Origin of the sequence: Actinoplanes sp. NBRC 101535 (assembly GCF_030269225.1) — a bacterium.
Lineage (GTDB): Bacteria > Actinomycetota > Actinomycetes > Mycobacteriales > Micromonosporaceae > Actinoplanes > Actinoplanes rectilineatus.
Window position 1 is genome coordinate 165,742 of the sequence record NZ_BSSY01000008.1, and the last position, 17,371, is coordinate 183,112.

At 73.9% G+C, this 17,371-nt stretch carries 13 protein-coding genes; all 13 read left to right on the plus strand.

Annotated elements, in window-relative coordinates; all coding sequences use genetic code 11:
* Positions 1–44 precede the first annotated feature (44 nt).
* Complete coding sequence (locus QSK32_RS23140; protein ID WP_285473139.1) at positions 45–1,649, plus strand: ABC transporter substrate-binding protein; 1,605 nt, start codon at positions 45–47, stop codon at positions 1,647–1,649.
* Positions 1,646–2,560 carry an ABC transporter permease gene (locus tag QSK32_RS23145; protein WP_285473140.1) on the plus strand — a complete coding sequence of 305 codons (915 nt, stop codon included), beginning with the start codon at positions 1,646–1,648 and terminating at the stop codon, positions 2,558–2,560. The genes QSK32_RS23140 and QSK32_RS23145 overlap by 4 nt, the downstream gene beginning before the upstream one ends.
* Before the next feature lie 2 nt (positions 2,561–2,562).
* Entirely contained in the window at positions 2,563–3,423 is an 861-nt protein-coding gene (locus QSK32_RS23150) for an ABC transporter permease (RefSeq protein ID WP_285473141.1), read from the plus strand.
* A complete protein-coding gene (nikE, locus tag QSK32_RS23155; protein WP_285473142.1) occupies positions 3,420–4,952 on the plus strand; it encodes a nickel ABC transporter ATP-binding protein NikE in 1,533 nt (510 codons plus the stop codon). The genes QSK32_RS23150 and nikE overlap by 4 nt, the downstream gene beginning before the upstream one ends.
* Positions 4,949–5,839, plus strand: a complete 891-nt coding sequence (locus QSK32_RS23160; RefSeq protein WP_045745427.1) for an LLM class flavin-dependent oxidoreductase — start codon at positions 4,949–4,951, stop codon at positions 5,837–5,839. Before nikE ends, QSK32_RS23160 begins: the two co-directional genes overlap by 4 nt.
* Positions 5,832–7,100 carry an LLM class flavin-dependent oxidoreductase gene (locus QSK32_RS23165; RefSeq protein WP_045745426.1) on the plus strand — a complete coding sequence of 423 codons (1,269 nt, stop codon included), beginning with the start codon at positions 5,832–5,834 and terminating at the stop codon, positions 7,098–7,100. The genes QSK32_RS23160 and QSK32_RS23165 overlap by 8 nt, the downstream gene beginning before the upstream one ends.
* Entirely contained in the window at positions 7,097–8,110 is a 1,014-nt protein-coding gene (locus tag QSK32_RS23170; protein WP_045745425.1) for an LLM class flavin-dependent oxidoreductase, read from the plus strand. Before QSK32_RS23165 ends, QSK32_RS23170 begins: the two co-directional genes overlap by 4 nt.
* A gap of 2 nt (positions 8,111–8,112) precedes the next feature.
* Positions 8,113–9,252 carry an LLM class flavin-dependent oxidoreductase gene (locus QSK32_RS23175; RefSeq protein WP_285473143.1) on the plus strand — a complete coding sequence of 380 codons (1,140 nt, stop codon included), beginning with the start codon at positions 8,113–8,115 and terminating at the stop codon, positions 9,250–9,252.
* A 39-nt stretch (positions 9,253–9,291) separates the two neighbouring features.
* The gene (locus QSK32_RS23180; RefSeq protein ID WP_045745423.1) at positions 9,292–10,248 is read left to right on the plus strand and encodes a LysR family transcriptional regulator; all 957 of its coding nucleotides are present in this window, start codon (positions 9,292–9,294) and stop codon (positions 10,246–10,248) included.
* Between the two features lie 93 nt (positions 10,249–10,341).
* A complete protein-coding gene (locus tag QSK32_RS23185; protein ID WP_211275489.1) occupies positions 10,342–10,698 on the plus strand; it encodes a CU044_2847 family protein in 357 nt (118 codons plus the stop codon).
* The gene (locus QSK32_RS23190; RefSeq protein ID WP_285473144.1) at positions 10,695–12,398 is read left to right on the plus strand and encodes a VMAP-C domain-containing protein; all 1,704 of its coding nucleotides are present in this window, start codon (positions 10,695–10,697) and stop codon (positions 12,396–12,398) included. Before QSK32_RS23185 ends, QSK32_RS23190 begins: the two co-directional genes overlap by 4 nt.
* Position 12,399: 1 nt before the next feature.
* On the plus strand, positions 12,400–13,407 hold the full coding sequence (locus QSK32_RS23195) for an AAA family ATPase (protein ID WP_211275488.1): 1,008 nt from the start codon (positions 12,400–12,402) through the stop codon (positions 13,405–13,407).
* Positions 13,404–17,366 (plus strand): tetratricopeptide repeat protein, encoded by a 3,963-nt coding sequence (locus QSK32_RS23200; protein WP_052720904.1) that lies wholly within the window; start codon positions 13,404–13,406, stop codon positions 17,364–17,366. Before QSK32_RS23195 ends, QSK32_RS23200 begins: the two co-directional genes overlap by 4 nt.
* Positions 17,367–17,371 lie beyond the last annotated feature (5 nt).

Here is a 17,371-nt window from a genome sequence, read left to right on the forward strand (position 1 = left end):
AATTTCCTATAGAAGCTATAGGAAATGGGGAGAGGAGGCCGTCCATGCGCCGTACCCTGACCGCCATCGCCGTCACCACGATCCTGGCCCTGACCACCGCCTGCTCCGGCTCGTCCGCAGTCCCGGCCGCCGCCGGTGAACCGGTCGCCGGGGGCGAGCTGACCTGGGCCGTCGAGACCGAGCCGATCACCTTCAACCCGCACCTGTACGCCCAGGCCAAGGCGCGACTGCTGGTCTGGAACACCTTCGAGGCGCTGCTCACCCACGACGACAAGGGTGGCTACCTGCCCTGGCTCGCCGAGCGTTACGAGGTGTCGGCAGACGGCAGGACCTACACCTTCCATCTGCGGACGGACGTGAGCTTCTCCGACGGGACGGCGTTCGACGCGGCGGCCGTCAAGGCCAACGTCGACAAGCTGCGCGAGCCGAACTACGCGCCCGGGGTGGCCGCGGTCCAGTTGCGCAACCTGGACCGTGTCGAGGCGGTGGACACGGCGACCGTCGTGTTCCACCTCAAGCAGCCGGACGTGCTGATCCTCGACTTCGTCTCGTCGCCGCAGGGCGCGCAGGTCTCCCCGAAGTCGCTCACGACGGCGGCGAACCTGAAGGCGGGCGGCCCCGACCTGGCCGGCACCGGACCGTTCGTGCTGACGAGCTACGTCGCCGGGCAGGAGGTGCGGTTCGAGCGCAACCCGTCCTACCACGGCGCGCGTCCCGCCTACCTGGACGCGATCACCTACCGGTTCCTCAAGGAGTCGTCGGTCCGGATCGGTGCGCTGACCTCCGGGCAGGTGCAGGTGGTCGAGGGGGTGCCGGCCACCGACGAGTCGCTGATCACCGCGAACCCGGATCTGCGCCTGGAGCGGGGGCTCAACTCCGGGTCGGCGTTCTCGTACTACTTCAACGTGGCGCATGCGCCCTTCGACGACGTGCGGGTCCGGCAGGCGTTCCGGGAGGCCCTCGACCTGGACGCGGTGCTGAAAGGCGTCTACCGGGGCACGGCCACCCGGGCGTGGAGTGTGATCGGGCCGACCAGCCCGTTCTACGACAAGACCCTGGAGGGTACGTACGGCGGCGACGCCACCGAGGCGAACCGGCTGCTCGACGAGGCCGGGTGGGCCGCCCGCGACGCCGAGGGGTTCCGCACCAAGGACGGCAAGCGGCTCACCGTGCGGCTGGTGCAGAACGCGCCGTTCGTGCGGGACCGGCGTGACGTGCTGGCCCAGGCGGTCCAGGCGGCGGTGAAGCAGAGCGCCGGCATCGACCTGGCGGTGACCCTGGCCGATCAGGGCACCGCGACGAAGGCGCTGACCGACGGCGAGTACGAGCTCTTCGAGAACTCCCGGGCCGACACGGATGCGGGCGCCGCCCTGAACCTGCTGCTGCACTCGGCGGGGCCGATCAACCGGACCGGGGCGAAGGACCCGGAACTGGACCGGCTGCTGGACGCGGCGGTGGCCACCACCGATCCGGCGGCGCGGTCCGAGGCGTACCGGCAGGTGCAGAAGATCGTCGTCGATCAGGCGCTGGTGTTCCCGCTGTACGCGCCGGCCGACCAGATCGCCGCCGCGAGCAGCGTCGGCGGGCTCGGGTTCGAGCCGACCGCCGGTGTTCCGGTCAGCGCCTACCACCTCTGGACCGGCAAGTGATCGCAGCGGCCGGGCGGCGGGTCGGTGCGGGCCTGCTGGTGCTCTGGGTGGCGGCCACGGCGGCGTACGTCGCGCTGCTGGCCGCGCCCGGCGACACCGTGGACAGCATCATCGGCGACGGGCCGGACAGCCCGCTGATCCGTTCGCAGATCATCGCCGAGTGGGGGCTGGACCGTCCGGTGATCCTGCAGTATGTGGACTTCCTGTGGCGGGCGGTGCAGGGGAACCTGGGCCGGTCGTACCTGTTGCAGCGCCCGGTGACCGAGGTGATCGGCGCGCAGCTGTGGCCGTCGCTGAAGCTGGCGCTGGCCGCCGCCGGGGTCGGCATCGTGCTGGCGGTGGTGCTGGCGGTCACCACCCGGCGCCGGTGGGCGCGGCGGATCAGTTCGGTCAGTGAGCTGATCGTGGTGTCCACGCCGCCGTTCCTGATCGGGATCGTGCTGCTCAGTGTCTTCTCCTTCCACTTCGGGTTGTTCCCGGTCTCCGGTGACCGGGACCTGTCCGCGCTGGTGCTGCCGGCGCTGACGATGGGCCTGCCGATCGCCGGCACCCTCGCCCAGGTGTTGCGCGACGGCCTGGACCGGGCGCTGGACGAGCCGTTCGCGGTCACCGCCCGGGCCCGGGGGCTGCGGGAGAACGCGGTGCTGGTCCGGCATGCGCTGCGGCACGCCCTGCTGCCGGCGGTGGCGTTGCTCGGCTGGAGCTTCGGTGTCCTGATCGGCGGCACCGTGATCATCGAGAGTGTGTTCGGCCGGCCCGGCCTGGGGCAGGTCGCGGTGTCGGCGGTGAGCAGCGGCGACATGCCGGTGGTGATGGCGGTCGTGGTGTTCTCCGCGGCCGGGTTCGTGCTCGTCAACACGGTCGCCGACCTGGCGTTCCTGCTCATCGACCCGCGGTTGCGAAGGAGCTGACGATGACCGTCGCGTTGACCCGGCCGTTCACCGGCCGGCTGGGGAGCACGTCACGTTTGCGGCCCCGGACCGGTGTCGCCGTCGCGGTGGCCTTCCTGCTGCTGGCGCTGGCCGCGGCGGCGGTGCCGGGGCTGTTCGCCGGGGATCCGCTCGCGGCCGATCCGCTGCGGGTGCTCGAGGCGCCGTCGGCCGCGCACTGGTTCGGCACCGACCAGCTGGGCCGTGACGTCTTCGACCGGGTGGTGCACGGCGCCCGGCATTCGCTGAGCATCGGGGTGGCGGCCACCGGTATCTCGGTCGGCGCCGGGCTGCTGCTCGGGTTGCTCGCCGGGCTCACCCACCGGTACGCCGACGAGGCCCTGAGCCGCGGGTTCGACGCGCTGTCGGCGTTCCCGCTGGTGCTGCTCGCGTTGCTGTTCATCGCGGTGGCCGGGGTCGGCACCACCAGCCTGATCGTGGCGATCGGGCTGGCGATGACGCCGCACTACGCGCGGGTGGTGCGGGCGCAGACGTTCGTGGTGCGGCGGGCCGCGTACGTGACGCATGCGGTCGCGTTCGGTGGTTCCCGGATCCGCCTCGTCCTGCGGCACGTGCTGCCCAACGTGCTCGGGCCGGTCCCGGTCCTGGCGATGATCGGCCTCGGCGAGTCCATCATGATCGCCGCCGGGTTGAGTTTCCTGGGTCTCGGACCGCAGCCGCCCTCCCCGGAGTGGGGCGCGATGATCTCCGAGGGCCGCGGTTATCTGCACGTGGCCTGGTGGGCGTCGATCCTGCCCGGTGCGGTGGTCACCGCCGTCGTCATCGCCCTGACCGTCACCGGCCGTCGTCTCCAGCGCCGCTTCGAGGGCCGGGAGGCCGCATGATCGAGGTCGAGAATCTGCGGGTCGTCTTCCGGCTGCCGAAGCGGCAGGTGGAGGCGGTCCGCGGGGTCAGCTTCCGGATCGAACCGGGCGAGTGCGTGGCCCTGGTGGGGGAGAGCGGCTCCGGCAAGAGCGTCACCGCGCGCAGCCTGGCCGGGCTCGCCGGGCCGGGCGCGCAGGTGAGCGCCGACCGGTTCACCGTCGACGGGCGTGACATGCGCGGGGCCACCGGCCGGGACTGGCGGCGGCTGCGCGGCCGGTTCGCCGGGCTGGTCCTGCAGGACGCGCTGGTCTCGCTCGACCCGCTGCGCACGGTCGGCGCGGAGATCGGGGAGGTGCTGCGCACCCACGGCATCGGCGAGCGCCGCGACCGCGACGCCCGGGTCCGGCAGCTGCTCACCGACGTGCACGTGCCGGAACCGGAACGCCGCGCGAGGCAGTACCCGCACCAGCTCTCCGGCGGGTTGCGCCAGCGGGCCCTGATCGCGTCGGCGCTGGCCGGCGGCCCGCGGCTGCTGATCGCCGACGAGCCCACCACCGCCCTGGACGCCACCGTCCAGGCGCAGATCCTCACCCTGCTCGCGGAACGGCGGGCGGCCGGCGAGACCCTGCTGCTGATCAGCCACGACCTGGCCGTGGTGTCGCGACTCGCCGACCGGATCCTGGTGATGAAGGACGGCCGGATCGTCGAGTCCGGGACGACCGGTGTGCTGCTGTCGGCGGCCGGGCACCCGTACACGAAGGAACTGATCGCGGCGGCGAACGGCCGCCGGCGCCCGGCCCGCACCGAGCCGGGACCGGTGGTCGCCGAGGCGACCGCGTTGCGCAAGGTCTACGGGGACCGCACCGTCGTCCGCGACGTCGGGGTGAGTATCCGCCGCGGCGAGATCGTCGGCCTGGTCGGCGAGTCCGGGTCGGGCAAGACCACCCTGGCGCAGCTGCTGTTCGGTCTGACCGACCCGACGTCCGGGCACGTGCGGTTCGAGGGCGAGCCGTTCAGTGGCATCCCGGAACGGGCCCGCCGGCCGATCCGGCGGCGGCTGCAGTTCATCGCCCAGGATCCGCTGTCCGCGTTCGATCCGCGCTGGACGGTGCGGCGCATCGTCGGCGAGGCGCTCGGCCGGGGTGAGAGCGCCGAACCGGTGCTGGCCCGGGTCGGTCTCGGCCCGGAGGTGCTGGACCGCTATCCGCGGCAGCTCTCCGGCGGGCAGCGGCAGCGGGTCGCGGTCGCCCGGGCCATCGCGCCCCGCCCCAGCCTGATCATCTGCGACGAGCCGGTGTCCGCCCTGGACGTGTCGGTGCAGGCGCAGGTCCTGGATCTGCTCGCCGGGATCCGGGAGACCGACGGGACGGCGCTGCTGTTCATCTCCCACGACCTCGGGGTGATCCGCGACATCGCCGACCGGGTGCTGGTCCTGCAGGACGGCCGGGTCGTCGAGCAGGGCCCGGTCAAGGCCGTCTTCGACCACGCCGGACACGAGTACACGCGCACGCTGCTGGCCGCCGTGCCGAAACTGGAGGTAAGGACATGACCCTACGACTGGCGGTCGAGCTGGACGGTGGCTCGTTCGCCGCCCCCGACTGGATCGCCCGGATCCGGGCCCTCGACGAGGCGGAGCTGGACTTCGTCACGTTCGCCGACACGTTCGGCGGGGCCGGGCCAGAGGCGGTGCTGCTGGCCGCGCGGCTCGCACCGCTGACCCGGCACGTCGGCCTGGTTCCGGTGGCCACCACCACCCACACCGAACCGTTCCACCTGTCCACCGCGCTGGCCACGCTCGACTTCGTGAGCCGGGGCCGGGCGGGCTGGCAGGTGCGGGTCTCCGCCGACCCGGGCGAGGCGGCCCTGGTCGGGCGCCGCGAACCGCTCGGGTTCGGCGGCCTGTTCGCCGAGGCCCGGGAGGCCGTCGAGGTGGTGCGGCGGCTCTGGGACAGCTGGCAGGACGACGCGATCATCAAGGACGTGGCGACCGGCCGGTACATCGACCGGGACCGGCTGCACTACGTGGAGTTCGACGGCACGTACTTCTCGGTGAAGGGTCCGTCGATCGTGCCGCGGCCGCCGCAGGGGCAGCCGGTGGTGGCGGCGCTGGCCCACGGGCCGCAGGTGTGGAACTCCCTGGACGTCGACGTGTACTTCACGACGCCGGACGCCGCCGCCGACATCGTGCGGGACCTCCCGGCCGAGAAGAAGATCTTCATCGACGTGGCGGTGTCGGACAACACCGTTGATGTCATTGAAAAACTAGAGAAAACCGGCATTTCAGGGGTACGCCTGACCGGCGCCGACGTGGACGGCGACCTGGTGGCAGAGCTGCGGCGACGTGGCCTGTTCACCCCGTCGGACGCCACCACCCTGCGCGAACGCCTCGGCCTGCCGCAGGCCGTCAACCGTTACGAGGAGGCGGCCCATGCCTAAACAGATCATCCTCGCCGCGCACTTCCCGGGCGTGAACAACACCACCGTGTGGAGCGACCCCCGCGCCGGCAGCCAGATCGCCTTCGACTCCTTCGTTCACCTCGCCCGGACCGCCGAACGCGGCCTGTTCGACTTCTTCTTCCTCGCCGAAGGGCTGCGCCTGCGCGAGCAGCGGGGACTGATCCACGACCTGGACGTGGTCGGGCGCCCGGACACGCTGACCGTGCTGTCCGCACTGGCCGCCGTCACCGAACACCTGGGCCTGGCCGGCACGCTCAACGCCACCTGGCACGAGCCGTTCGAACTGGCCCGGCAACTGGCCACCCTGGACCACCTGTCGAACGGGCGGGCCGCGTGGAACGTGGTGACCTCACCCGGGGCGTTCTTCGGCGAGAACTTCCGGCGCGGCGGGTTCCTCGACCACGCGGACCGGTACGTGCGGGCCGCCGAGTTCATCACGACGGCGAAGGCGCTGTGGGACACCGGCGGCGGCGACTTCCGGATCCGCACCAGCCAGTTCGACATCTCCGGCACGTTTCCGGTGCCGCGCAGCCCGCAGGGCCACCCGGTGATCCTGCAGGCCGGGGACTCCGCCGGCGGGCGCGACGTGGCGGCGGAGCACGCCGATGCGATCTTCTCGCGGCACCACCGGATCGATGACGCCCGCGAGTTCTACCGCGACATCAAGACACGCGTGGCCGGCCACGGGCGCGACCCCGACGACCTCAAAATCATCCCGGGCGTCTCGTACGTGCTGGGCGACAGCGCCGCCGACGCCCAGGAGAAGGCGCACCACATCCGCCGGCAGCAGGTCAGCCCGCAGACCGCGATCCTGCTGCTGGAACAACTGTGGAACCGGGACCTGTCCGGCTACGACCCCGAGGGCCCGCTGCCGTCGATCGATCCGGTACTGGACGAGGACGACACGATCATCAAGGGCCGCGCCGGCATGTACCCGGACCGGATCGGTACCGCGAACGAATGGCGGGCGCTGGCCGAGCAGAAGAAACTGTCGATCCGCGACCTGATCATCGAGGTGACCGGCCGGCAGAACTTCATCGGCACCCCCGCCGACGTCGCCGCCCGCCTCGACGAATACGTCCAGACCGGCGCGTGCGACGGGTTCATCCTGGTCCCGCACCTGACCCCGACCGGCCTGGACGACTTCGTGGACCAGGTCGTGCCGCTGCTGCAGGAACGCGGCGTGTTCCGCACCGGGTACACCGGCACCACCCTGCGGCAGAACCTGGGCCTGCGATGAAGTTCCTGCTGCTCAGCCTGATCACGTACACCGACCGGTCGAAGAGCCAGACCCGGCGGCTGCGCGAGGTGGTCGAGAACGCCGTGCTGGGCGAGGAACTCGGCTTCGACGCGTACGGGGTCGGCGAACGCCACGAACGGCCGTTCCTGTCCTCGTCGCCGCCGGTGGTGCTCAGCCACATCGCGGCCCGCACCTCCCGGATCGAACTGTGGACCGGGGTCACCACGCTGAGCCTGCTCGACCCGGTCCGGGCCTTCGAGGACTACAGCACCCTGGACAACCTGTCCGGCGGCCGGCTGCAACTGATCATCGGCAAGGGCAACGGGGCGGCCCAGGCGCAGCTGTTCCACGTGACCGTCGACGACCAGTGGGACCGGCTACGGGAGAGCTACGACCTGTTCCGCCGGTTGTGGCGCGAGGACGAGGTCACCTGGCAGGGACGGTTCCGGCCGTCGCTGACCGGCGCCGAGACCTGGCCGCGGCCCCTGCAGCAGCCGATCACCGTCTGGCACGGCAGCGCGACGAGCCGGGCATCGGTGGACCTGGCCGCGTCCTACGGCGACCCGCTGTTCTCGGCCAACGTGACGAACCCGATCGAGCCGTACGCCGAACTGATCGACTACTACCGGGAACGGTGGGCGTTCCACGGCCACGACCCGGCCGCGATCCGGATCGGCGCCGGCACGGCCGGTTTCTACGCCGCCCGCACGACACAGGAAGCCGTCTCCGTCTACAAGCCGATCTATGAACGCAGGCTGCAGGCGTTCCGGGCGGTCGGGGTGCAACCCGTCTTCCCCACCCTCGAGGACGCGATCGAGCGCAGCTCCATCCTGGTCGGCAGCCCGCAACAGATCATCGACAAGGTGCACCGGTACCACGAGCGGTTCGGCCACGCGGTGATGCACCTGAGCGCCGACACCGAAGGGCTCACCGACGAACAGCACCGGGCGAGCCTGGAACTGTTCGCCGGCGAGATCGCCCCCGTTCTCCGACCACTGAAAGGGCGGTAGGCATGCCCGTACCCCTCTCGATCCTGGACCTGGCCCCGCTCGTCGCCGGCGGTGACGTCGGTGACGCCCTGCGCCGCACCCTCGACCTGGCCCGCCGGGCCGAACAGTTCGGCTACCACCGCTACTGGGTGGCCGAACACCACTTCACCCCCGGCGTGGCCAGCGCCCAGCCGGCCCTGCTGCTCGGGCAGATCGCCGCGGTCACCGACCACATCCGGCTCGGCTCCGGCGCCGTGCAGACCGGACACCAGACCGCCCTGTCGATCGTGGAACAGTTCGGGCTGCTCGACGCGCTCTACCCCGGACGCTTCGACCTGGGGCTGGGCCGGTCCGGGCAGGCCAAGAAGGAGGCGCTGCGGGAGACCGCGAAACACGCCGTGCCGCAGGAGGAGCAGGTCGTCGACGGCCTGCTCATCCCGAAACCGTTCTCCTGGGCGCCGATCTTCGCCTCGAAGCGCACCGCCCTGGCGAGCAGCCTGCTGCAACAGCCGGGCGCCGAGTCGCTGCCCCTCGACGAGATCCTCGACCAGATCTTCGCCCTGCTCGCCGGGCCCTACACCGACGGCGAGGGCAACGAGGTCACCGCGATCCCCGGCGCCGGCGCCGACCTCGACGTGTGGCTGCTCGGCAGCAGCGGCGGCGAGAGCGCCCGCACCGCCGGGGCGCGCGGCCTGCCGTTCGCCGCGAACTACCACGTCGCCCCGGCCAAGGTCCTCGAGGCCGCGCAGGCGTACCGCGCATCGTTCGTGCCGTCGTCGTCCTTGGCGAAACCCCACCTGATGGTGTCGGCGGACGTCCTGGTCGCCGAGGACGACGCGACGGCCCAACGCCTGGCGGTGCCCTTCGCCCTGTGGGTGCGCAGCATCCGGACCGGGCTCGGCGCGGTGCCGTTCCCCAGCATCGAACAGGCCGAGGGGTACGCGTGGAGCAGCGCCGACGGCGACCTGGTGGCCGACCGGGTGTCCACCCGGTTCGTCGGCTCACCCGCCACCGTCGCCGAGCAGCTGCGCACCCTGCAACGCGTCACCGGCGCCGACGAACTACTGGTCACCACGATCGCCTACCACCACCCCGACCGGGTCCGCAGCTACGAACTGCTCGCCAAGGAATGGGGGTACCCCTTCCCGGTGGACCAGCGGTGAACCGGACCGCCGGCAGGCCCGGCCCGGCACCCTGAGAGGGTGGAGTTACGGCAGCTCAGCTATGTGGAGGCGGTCGCCCGGCACGGGGGTTTCACCCGGGCCGCCGAGCGGCTGCACGTGGCCCAGTCCGCGGTGTCCGCCCAGATCCGGGCCCTCGAGGCGGAGATCGGGGTGCCGCTGTTCGCCCGCACCACCCGCAAGGTGGCGCTGACACCCGCCGGGGAGATGTTCGTCGCCCGCGCCCGGCGGGTGCTCGCCGAACTCGACGGCGCCCGCGCCGAACTCGGCGAGATCACCACCGTGAGCGGGGGCCGGGTCGCGATCGGCGCGGCCGCCGTCGGCGGCTACGACCTGCCGCGCGTGCTGGGCGCCTTCCGCGACCGGTTCCCCGACATCACCGTCCGGCTGCGGTCCGGGCCGCTGACCGGGCTGCTCGGCGCCCTCGACGAAGGCGACCTGGACCTGGTGGTCGGCCCGGTCTACGTGGACCTGCCACCCCGGTTCGAGGCGCTGCCGCTGCTCGACGAATACCTGGTCCTGGCCGTGCCGCCGGGACACGCCCTGGACCGGCCGGCCCGGCTGAACCTCACCGACACCCGCGACGAACCGTACGCCGGCGAACCACCGGGCAGCCTGCTGCGCTGGATCCTCACCGACGCCGCCCGCAGCGCCGGCTTCACCCCCCGCGTCCAGTACGAGTCCCCGCACCCGGCGGGCGTGCGGGCCCTGGTCGCGGCCGGCTGCGGCGTGGCCCTGCTGACCCGGCAGGCCGCGGAGGCCCCGGCCGGCCCGCCGATCGTGGTCCGCCACCTGCACCCGCCACCCCTGCACCCGCCGATCGGCGTGCTGCACCACCGGGACCGGCCGCTGCCCGCCGCCGCGGTCACCTGCCGTCACCACCTGGCCGAGGCGTCCCCGAACCGCCCGATCCCGTCGCCGGTCCCGGTGGCCGCCCCCGCCGGCGGCCCACCCGATCAACCGGACTCGATGACCTGACCGTTCGCGGGCATGGTGGACGGACGGCCGATAGTGCCCTCCCGCCCACCGGTGGATGCTCGATGCCACATCGGCTGACCGGGAGGGCGCGACGTGCCGACTGACCTCATGCGGCTGCAGGCGACGGACGGGACCGCGGTGCTGGTCGAGATCGACCCACCGTCCACCGACGGCGCCGGGATGGTCGACGTCGGACTGGACACCGCGGTGGTCAAGGCTCGCGAGTCCCTCGAGGCGAGCCTCACCGAGATCCGCGAGATGGCCCAGCGCGCACTCGGCACCCTCCGGGGCGGTCCCCGCCGGCCGGACAGCGTCGAACTGGAGTTCGGCGTCAAGTTCAAGGCCGAGACCGGGGCGGTGGTCGCCAAGACCGCCGCCGAGGGGCATCTGATCGTCCGGCTGGCCTGGTCCGCGCAGACGGCCGGCCCGCGGGAGTCCGACGACGCATGACTGAGCCGCTCTGGCAGGCCCGGATCGACGTCCCGGCCACCGGAAGACGCGGCAGCGGCTTCCTGGTCGGTCCCCGGCACGTCCTGACCTGCGCCCACGTGGTGCGCGGACAGGCCGCCGCCACCGTCGTGCTGCGCGACCGCCCCGAGCCCCGCCCCGCTGCCGTGGTCACCGGCGGCCCGTGGTGGACGCCGACCGCGGACGCCGCCGACGTCGCCGTCCTCGAACTGGAGCAGCCGGTCCGGGTACCGCCGGCCGAGTTCGCCCCGCACCACGCCGTCGAGATCTATGCCGGGCAGCCGTTCACCGCCCTCGGGTTCCCCCGCGGCTTCGCCGACGACGGCGTCAACACCCGGTTCCGGGCCGCTCCGCTGCGCCTGATGGGCGCCAACGTCCAGCTCGACGCCGACGACGACCTGGGAGCCTGGCTGCCGTCAGGGTTCAGCGGCGCGGCCGCGTACCACGAGAGCACCGGCCGGGTCGTGGGGATGATCAAAGGCGCGAGCGCCGGCGAGGAACGCATCGGCGTGATGGTGCCGGTCGCCCGGCTCGCCCAGCACTGCCCCCGGCTGGACGACATCATCGAGCTCGGGGCGCTCAGCGCCCGCGCCTACACCGAGCTGCGCGCGGCGCTGCGGCCGCTGGCGATCCCACCGGCCAAGGTCGGCCGGATCCTCGCCCGGCTTCGCGGCCAGGTCGACGGGCTGCCCCACCGGCTGACCACCCTGCCGGCGTTGATCGAATCCCTGGTGGTGGAGCCGGTCGACCTCGACGACGAGGAGATGCTCGGCGTCCTCAGCGGCCTGCTGACCCGGTTCCCCACCGACGAGATCCGGCGATGGGTCAACACGCACATCTTCAAGTACAACCCGACCGTGCCGGTCCCGGTCCACGAGTGCGCCGTGGTGATCCGGCTCGAACCGTCCGCGGCGGCCCCCGGGGAGACCTACGACCTCACCGTGTGGACGGTCACCGGCCCGGACGGCGAGCTGACCGAACCCGTTCTGCACCGCGGCGGGCTGACCCGGGCGCAATGGCGCGATCAGGTCGAGACCGCGCTCGTTGAAGCCCTGGACCGGCTCCCGGCCGGCAGCGACGCCGCGGCGGTCGAGTTCGTCCTGCCCCGCAGCTTCCTGGCCGAGCCGGTGGACGAGTGGACCGACCTGGCCGACGACCGCACCCCGCTCGGCATCACCCGCCCGGTCACCGTCCGCGACCTCGACTGGTTCCACCACGCCAACCCGGCACGGCTCACCCGCAGCGCGGAGATGCTGCGGGAACGCCACGCCGGTATCGGCGAGCACCTGCGCTGGCGCGACTGCACCGAACAGCCGGGCGACCCGGTCCGCTACAAGGCCTGGCTGCGCCAGGACGACGGCCCCTTCGCCCTCGGCCTCGCCGGGGACTGGTCCCGCCCGGAACACGTCGCCGGCGCGGTGGCCGCCGGGCCGCCGATCCTGCTCTGGCGCCGGCTGCCCTGCCAGTCCGACCACCCGCCCGGCGCCGACTGCCCAACCGTGCGGTACCGGCAGGAACTCGGCGACCGGCTGCGCGGCACGACCATCGACACCATCGGCGCCGCGCTGCGCAGGATCCGCGCGGACGCGGCGGCCGAAGGCGACAAACACTGTGGCAGCGGCGTCACGCTGCTGCGTGACGACGGCCGGCGGCGGCCCCTGCCGCTCAGCTTCGCGGAGTGAGGTGACCGTGCCCGACGACGCCTGGCACATCTACCGGGGGACCGGTGAGCCCAACGACCGGATCGGCACGCTGCCGCCACCACCGCCGTGGCGGGGCTTCGACCCGGACCCGGACCCCGGTGACGAACCGCCGTTCGTCCCGGAGACCCGGGACAAGGAACACCGGGCCGGCCTGCGGTACCGGCCGGACCCGCAGACCGTCGAACTGGTCAACGCGGCGCTGTACCTGCGCCGCCCGCTGCTGGTCACCGGGGCGCCGGGCACCGGCAAGTCCACGCTGGCCACCGCCATCGCCCACGAGCTGAACCTGGGCCGGGCGCTGCGCTGGAACATCACCAGCCGGGCCACCCTGCGCGACGGGCTCTATCAGTACGATCCGTTGGCCCGGCTCTACGCGGCCAGCCGCCGCGACGACGACCCGGCCGCGGACCCCGACGAGGACCTGGGCCGCTACCTGCGGCTCGGCCCGCTCGGCACCGCCCTCCTGCCCCGCCGCCGACCCCGGGTTCTGCTCATCGACGAGGTCGACAAGGCGGACCTGGACCTGCCGAACGACCTGCTCACCATCTTCGAGGACGGCGAGTTCGAGATCGCCGAGCTGCTGCGCCGGCCGGAACAGCACGCGCACACCCTGGTGAGCACCATTGACAGCCCGCAACGCGTCGGCGTCCGCGACGGGCGGGTCCGCTGCAGCCGCTTCCCGATCGTCGTGATGACCAGCAACGACGAGCGGGAGTTCCCGCCCGCGTTCCTGCGCCGCTGCGTCCAGGTCCGCATCGAGACCCCGGACGAACGCAAACTGCAGCAGATCGTCGAGGCCCACCTGCCCGACATGGCGCCGGACAGCGCCGCGGTCATCCGCCAGTTCCTGGCCGGGCAGAAGGCGGGCGGCCTCGCCACCGACCAGCTCCTCAACGCGATCTACCTGGTGCACGCGGCCCGGCTCGACCGGGACAAGACCCGCGAAGCCCTGGCCGCGGTGGTGATGACACCCCTGGTCCGCCGGTGAACCTGGAGGACCTGCGTGCCGTCGTCCGGGCCGGCGGGGCCGAGCCGACGCCGGTCGAGTTGGCCGAGACGCTGTGGCTCGCCGCGCAGATCCGCACGGCCGCGGCCGGCCGGCCCCCGCTGCCCGCGCCACCGGCCCGGCCGGCGCCGGGACGTGCTGCCGCCACCCCGCCCGGCCCGCCGGACCCGGGGCCGCCCCCGCCGGCGCCGGTTCCGCCACCGGCCCCCGCCGCGCAGCCACCCCCGGTGGAGCTGCACCCGTTCCGCGCCCCGCGCGGCCCGGCCCGGCCGGCGGGCGTCGCCGAGGTCCCGCGGCCCATCGCCCTGGCCGGCCGCCTCGCCTTCCAGCGGGCCCTGCACCCGCTGTTGCGCCGCGTCCCGGTCGCCGGCCTGGGCACCCTGGACGAGGAGGCGACCGCCACCCGCGCCGCCGACCACCCCCGCGGCGCCCGCTGGCCGGCCGTGATGCGGCCCCCGGCCGGACTGTGGCTGGACGCGATCGTCGTCGTCGACGCCGGCGACTCGATGGCGATCTGGCAGGGACTGGCCACCGAGATCATCGAGGTGCTGCGGGAGTCCGGCGTCTTCCGTCAGGTGGCCCGGCACCGCCTCACCGGTGCCGGCCCGCAGGCCCGGCTCGCCGACTGGCAGGACCGTACGGTCGCGCCCCGCCGGCTCGTCGACCCGGTCAACCGGCGGGTGGTGTTCGTCGTCAGCGACTGCGTCGGCCCCGTCTGGCGATCCGGATCGGCCGGCGCCATGCTGCGCGACTGGGCCCGGCGCGGACCGGTGGCCGTCCTGCAACCCCTGCCCGCCCGGCTCTGGGCCCGTACCGCCGCGCCCACCGTCGCCGGCACCCTCACCGCGCCCCGGCCCTGCGCGCCCAACGCCGACCTGCGGTTCGCCGCCTTCGGCGGGCGCGATGCCCCGGACGGCCCGGTGGTGCCGGTCCTGGAGATCGACAGCGTCTGGCTGCACCGGTGGTGCACCCTCGTCGCCGGGGGACCGCCGATCACCGCGGCCGTCACCGCTGCCGGACCGCCGGCCGCGCCGGACCAGGTACGGACCCCGCCGCTCACCCCGGACCAGCGGGTCCGCGCGTTCCGGGCGCACTCCTCCCGGGAGGCCTTCGAACTGGCCCGCTACGTCGCCCTCGGCGAACCGCTCCTGGACGTCATCCGCTACATCCACGACGCGATGTTCCCCACAGCCTCCCCGGCCCACCTGGCCGAGCTGTTGCTCAGCGGGCTGCTGCACGCGGAGGACCCGAAACTCGGCCGGTACCGATTCGTCGACGGCGTCCCGGAATTGCTGCTGTCCACCCTCACCGTCAGCGAGACCCTGCAGGCCGACCTGGTCCGGCAGCGTGTCTCCGTCTCGGTCAGCGGCAACCTGACCGCCCGCCGGCCCCGGTTCCCGACCCTGGTGCCCGGCGGCGGCGAGGAACGTCTGGGCGGCGACAGCCGGCCGTTCGCCGTCACCGCGCTCGGCCGTCGCCACATCGACCGGGCCCGCCGCCGCCTGACCCGGGCCGCGCCCGCCGCCGACCACCCGGGAACCGGGCCGGGCGGCCCGGCCCGCACACCGGGCCCGGCCGACCTCGTCCGGCTCCTCGACCCGCGCGGCGCCGTCCCGGCGCTGCGCCACCGCGACTCCGAACTGGACGCGCTGCTCGCCTGGTGCGCCACCACCGGCGGCGGCACGTCGGTGATGCTGCTCTCCGGCCCGGCCGGCACCGGCAAGTCTCGGCTCTGGGCGGAACTCGTCCGCCGCCTGCCCGGCTGGCGCTCGGCCGGCGGCCGGGCGCCGCTGCCGCCCGGCGACGGCCCGGTCCTGATCGTCGCCGACCGCGCCGACCAGTACGCCGACCACGTCCTCGACCCGCTGCCCCCACCTACGGACCGGCCGGTCCGCCTACTGATCGTCGCCCGCTCGGCCGGGGAGTGGTGGCGCGACCTGCTCACCGATGCCGAGGCACGGGGATTCACCACGGCCGGCGAGACCCGGCTCGACCGGTTCGCGGCCGGCGCGGCCACCCCGGCCGCGCTACAGGGCCTGGTCACCGAACTGGCCGGCCACCTGTACCCCGGCGGCGGCTCCGCGGTGACCCGGGCCCGGCACACGGTGGCCGGCTGGGCCGCCGACCTCGGCGCCGCCACACCGGCGGACTGGGTGATCCTCGCCTGCCAGGCCCTGTCCGCCGCCGGCACGGCCGACTACCTGCGGCACCTGGCCGACGGCGAACGCTGGTACGCCGAACGGTCCGCGGTCCGGACCGGCATCTCCTTCGCCACCCCGGACCGGCTCGACTTCTACCGCGCCGCGGCCCAGCTGTACGGCGCGTCCGGCGCCACCGAAGCCCACGAGACGGCACGCCGGATCAGCGCCCCCGACGGCACCGACCCGGAACGGACCCGGCGGATCACCACCTGGCTGTACGAGCTCTACCCCGGCCCGCAGGAGGACAACTACTGGTCGCCGTTGCCGCACGCGCTCCGCCGCCGGCTGGTGCTGTCCCTGGTCGGCGGTGACCACGGGCTGCTCACCCTGCTGGGATCGGTCACCGGCCGGCAGGCCGCCCGGGCGCTGGACCTGCTGGTGCCGGCCTGCCCGGACACCCCCGGCCTGATGCCCGCCCTCTGGCGCGCCGCCGCCGGCCACCCGGCCCTGCACGCCGGGATCCTGCGCCGGGCGGCCCGCTCCGGTGGCATCGGCGCCGATCTGCTCGCCCTGGCCCGGGAGACGGTGACCGACCGCGCCACCCCGGTAGCCCTGCTCCGGGCCGTCGTCGACGGGGTGCCGAGAATCGCCACCCTCTTCGCCGGGCAGCCCCGGGCGACCGCGGACGCCCTGGTCGCCGCGATCGAACGACTCGCCGCCCTCAGCGCGCCGCACCGCCGGACACTCGCCGACGCCTTCCGGGAACGCGGCCGGCTCGGCGAACACGCCGGCCAGGACGCCGACGCGCTGCAGGACGCCGAGTACGAACTGGACCTGCGCCGCCGCCTCGCCGCGGCCGGACCGGGGACCGCCGAACTGGCCCGCACCCTCACCGCGTACGCACTGCGCCTGGAACGGGCCCACCGCCCGCTGCACGGACTCGCCGCCGTCACCGAGGCGATCCAGCTGCTCGACCGGCTCCGCGGCGACCCCGCGACGGCCCCGGCCCGTGCCCACGCCCTGGTGTGCCGGGCTCGCCTGCTCGGCGACCTGGGCCGGGCCGACGAGGCCGTCGACGCGGCCTCGGAGGGCGTGGCCCGCTACCGGGACCTGGACCCGGCCGGCCCAACGGAGCTCGCCGAGGCGCTGCTCGTCGAAGCCGCGCAGGCCCGCGCCGCCGGGCGGCCCGACCTCGCCGTCCGGGCCGGTGCCGAAGCGGTCGAACGGTACGACGAACTGACCGCGACCGGCGCCGGGGACGTCCGGTCCCGGCTCGCCTACGCCTGCTGCGCCCACGGGATGGACCTCGCCGACCTGGGCTCGCACGCGGCCGGGCTGGCGTTGCTGGACCGGGCCGTCGCGCTCTACCGCGAGCTCGCCGCGAACGCCCCCAGCCGCCTGCCGGGCGTCGCCACCGCGCAGACCGGCCGCGGCCTGCTGCTGGCCGAGCTGGAACACCTCGACCAGGCCGAGGACGCCTTCGCGGATGCCGCCGCCGTCTACCGCACCCTCGCGCCGGACGGCGAACCCGGCCCGGCGACCGCCGCCCTCGCGGGAGTGCTCACCATGCAGGGGCAGACGACGGCGCTGACCGGCCGCTTCGACGACGCGCTCGGCCTGCTGACCACCGCCTGCAGGCTCCGGGAGCGGATCCACACCGCCGACCCGCTCGACGCCGGGGCCCGCCACCACCTTGCGTTCGCCTACCAGTGCCTGGCCGAACTCCACGAGCGCCGCGGCGAGGGCGAACCGGCCCGGGCGCACGCCACCCAGGCCCGCCTCTTACGCGGCGACCTCTGACCCTG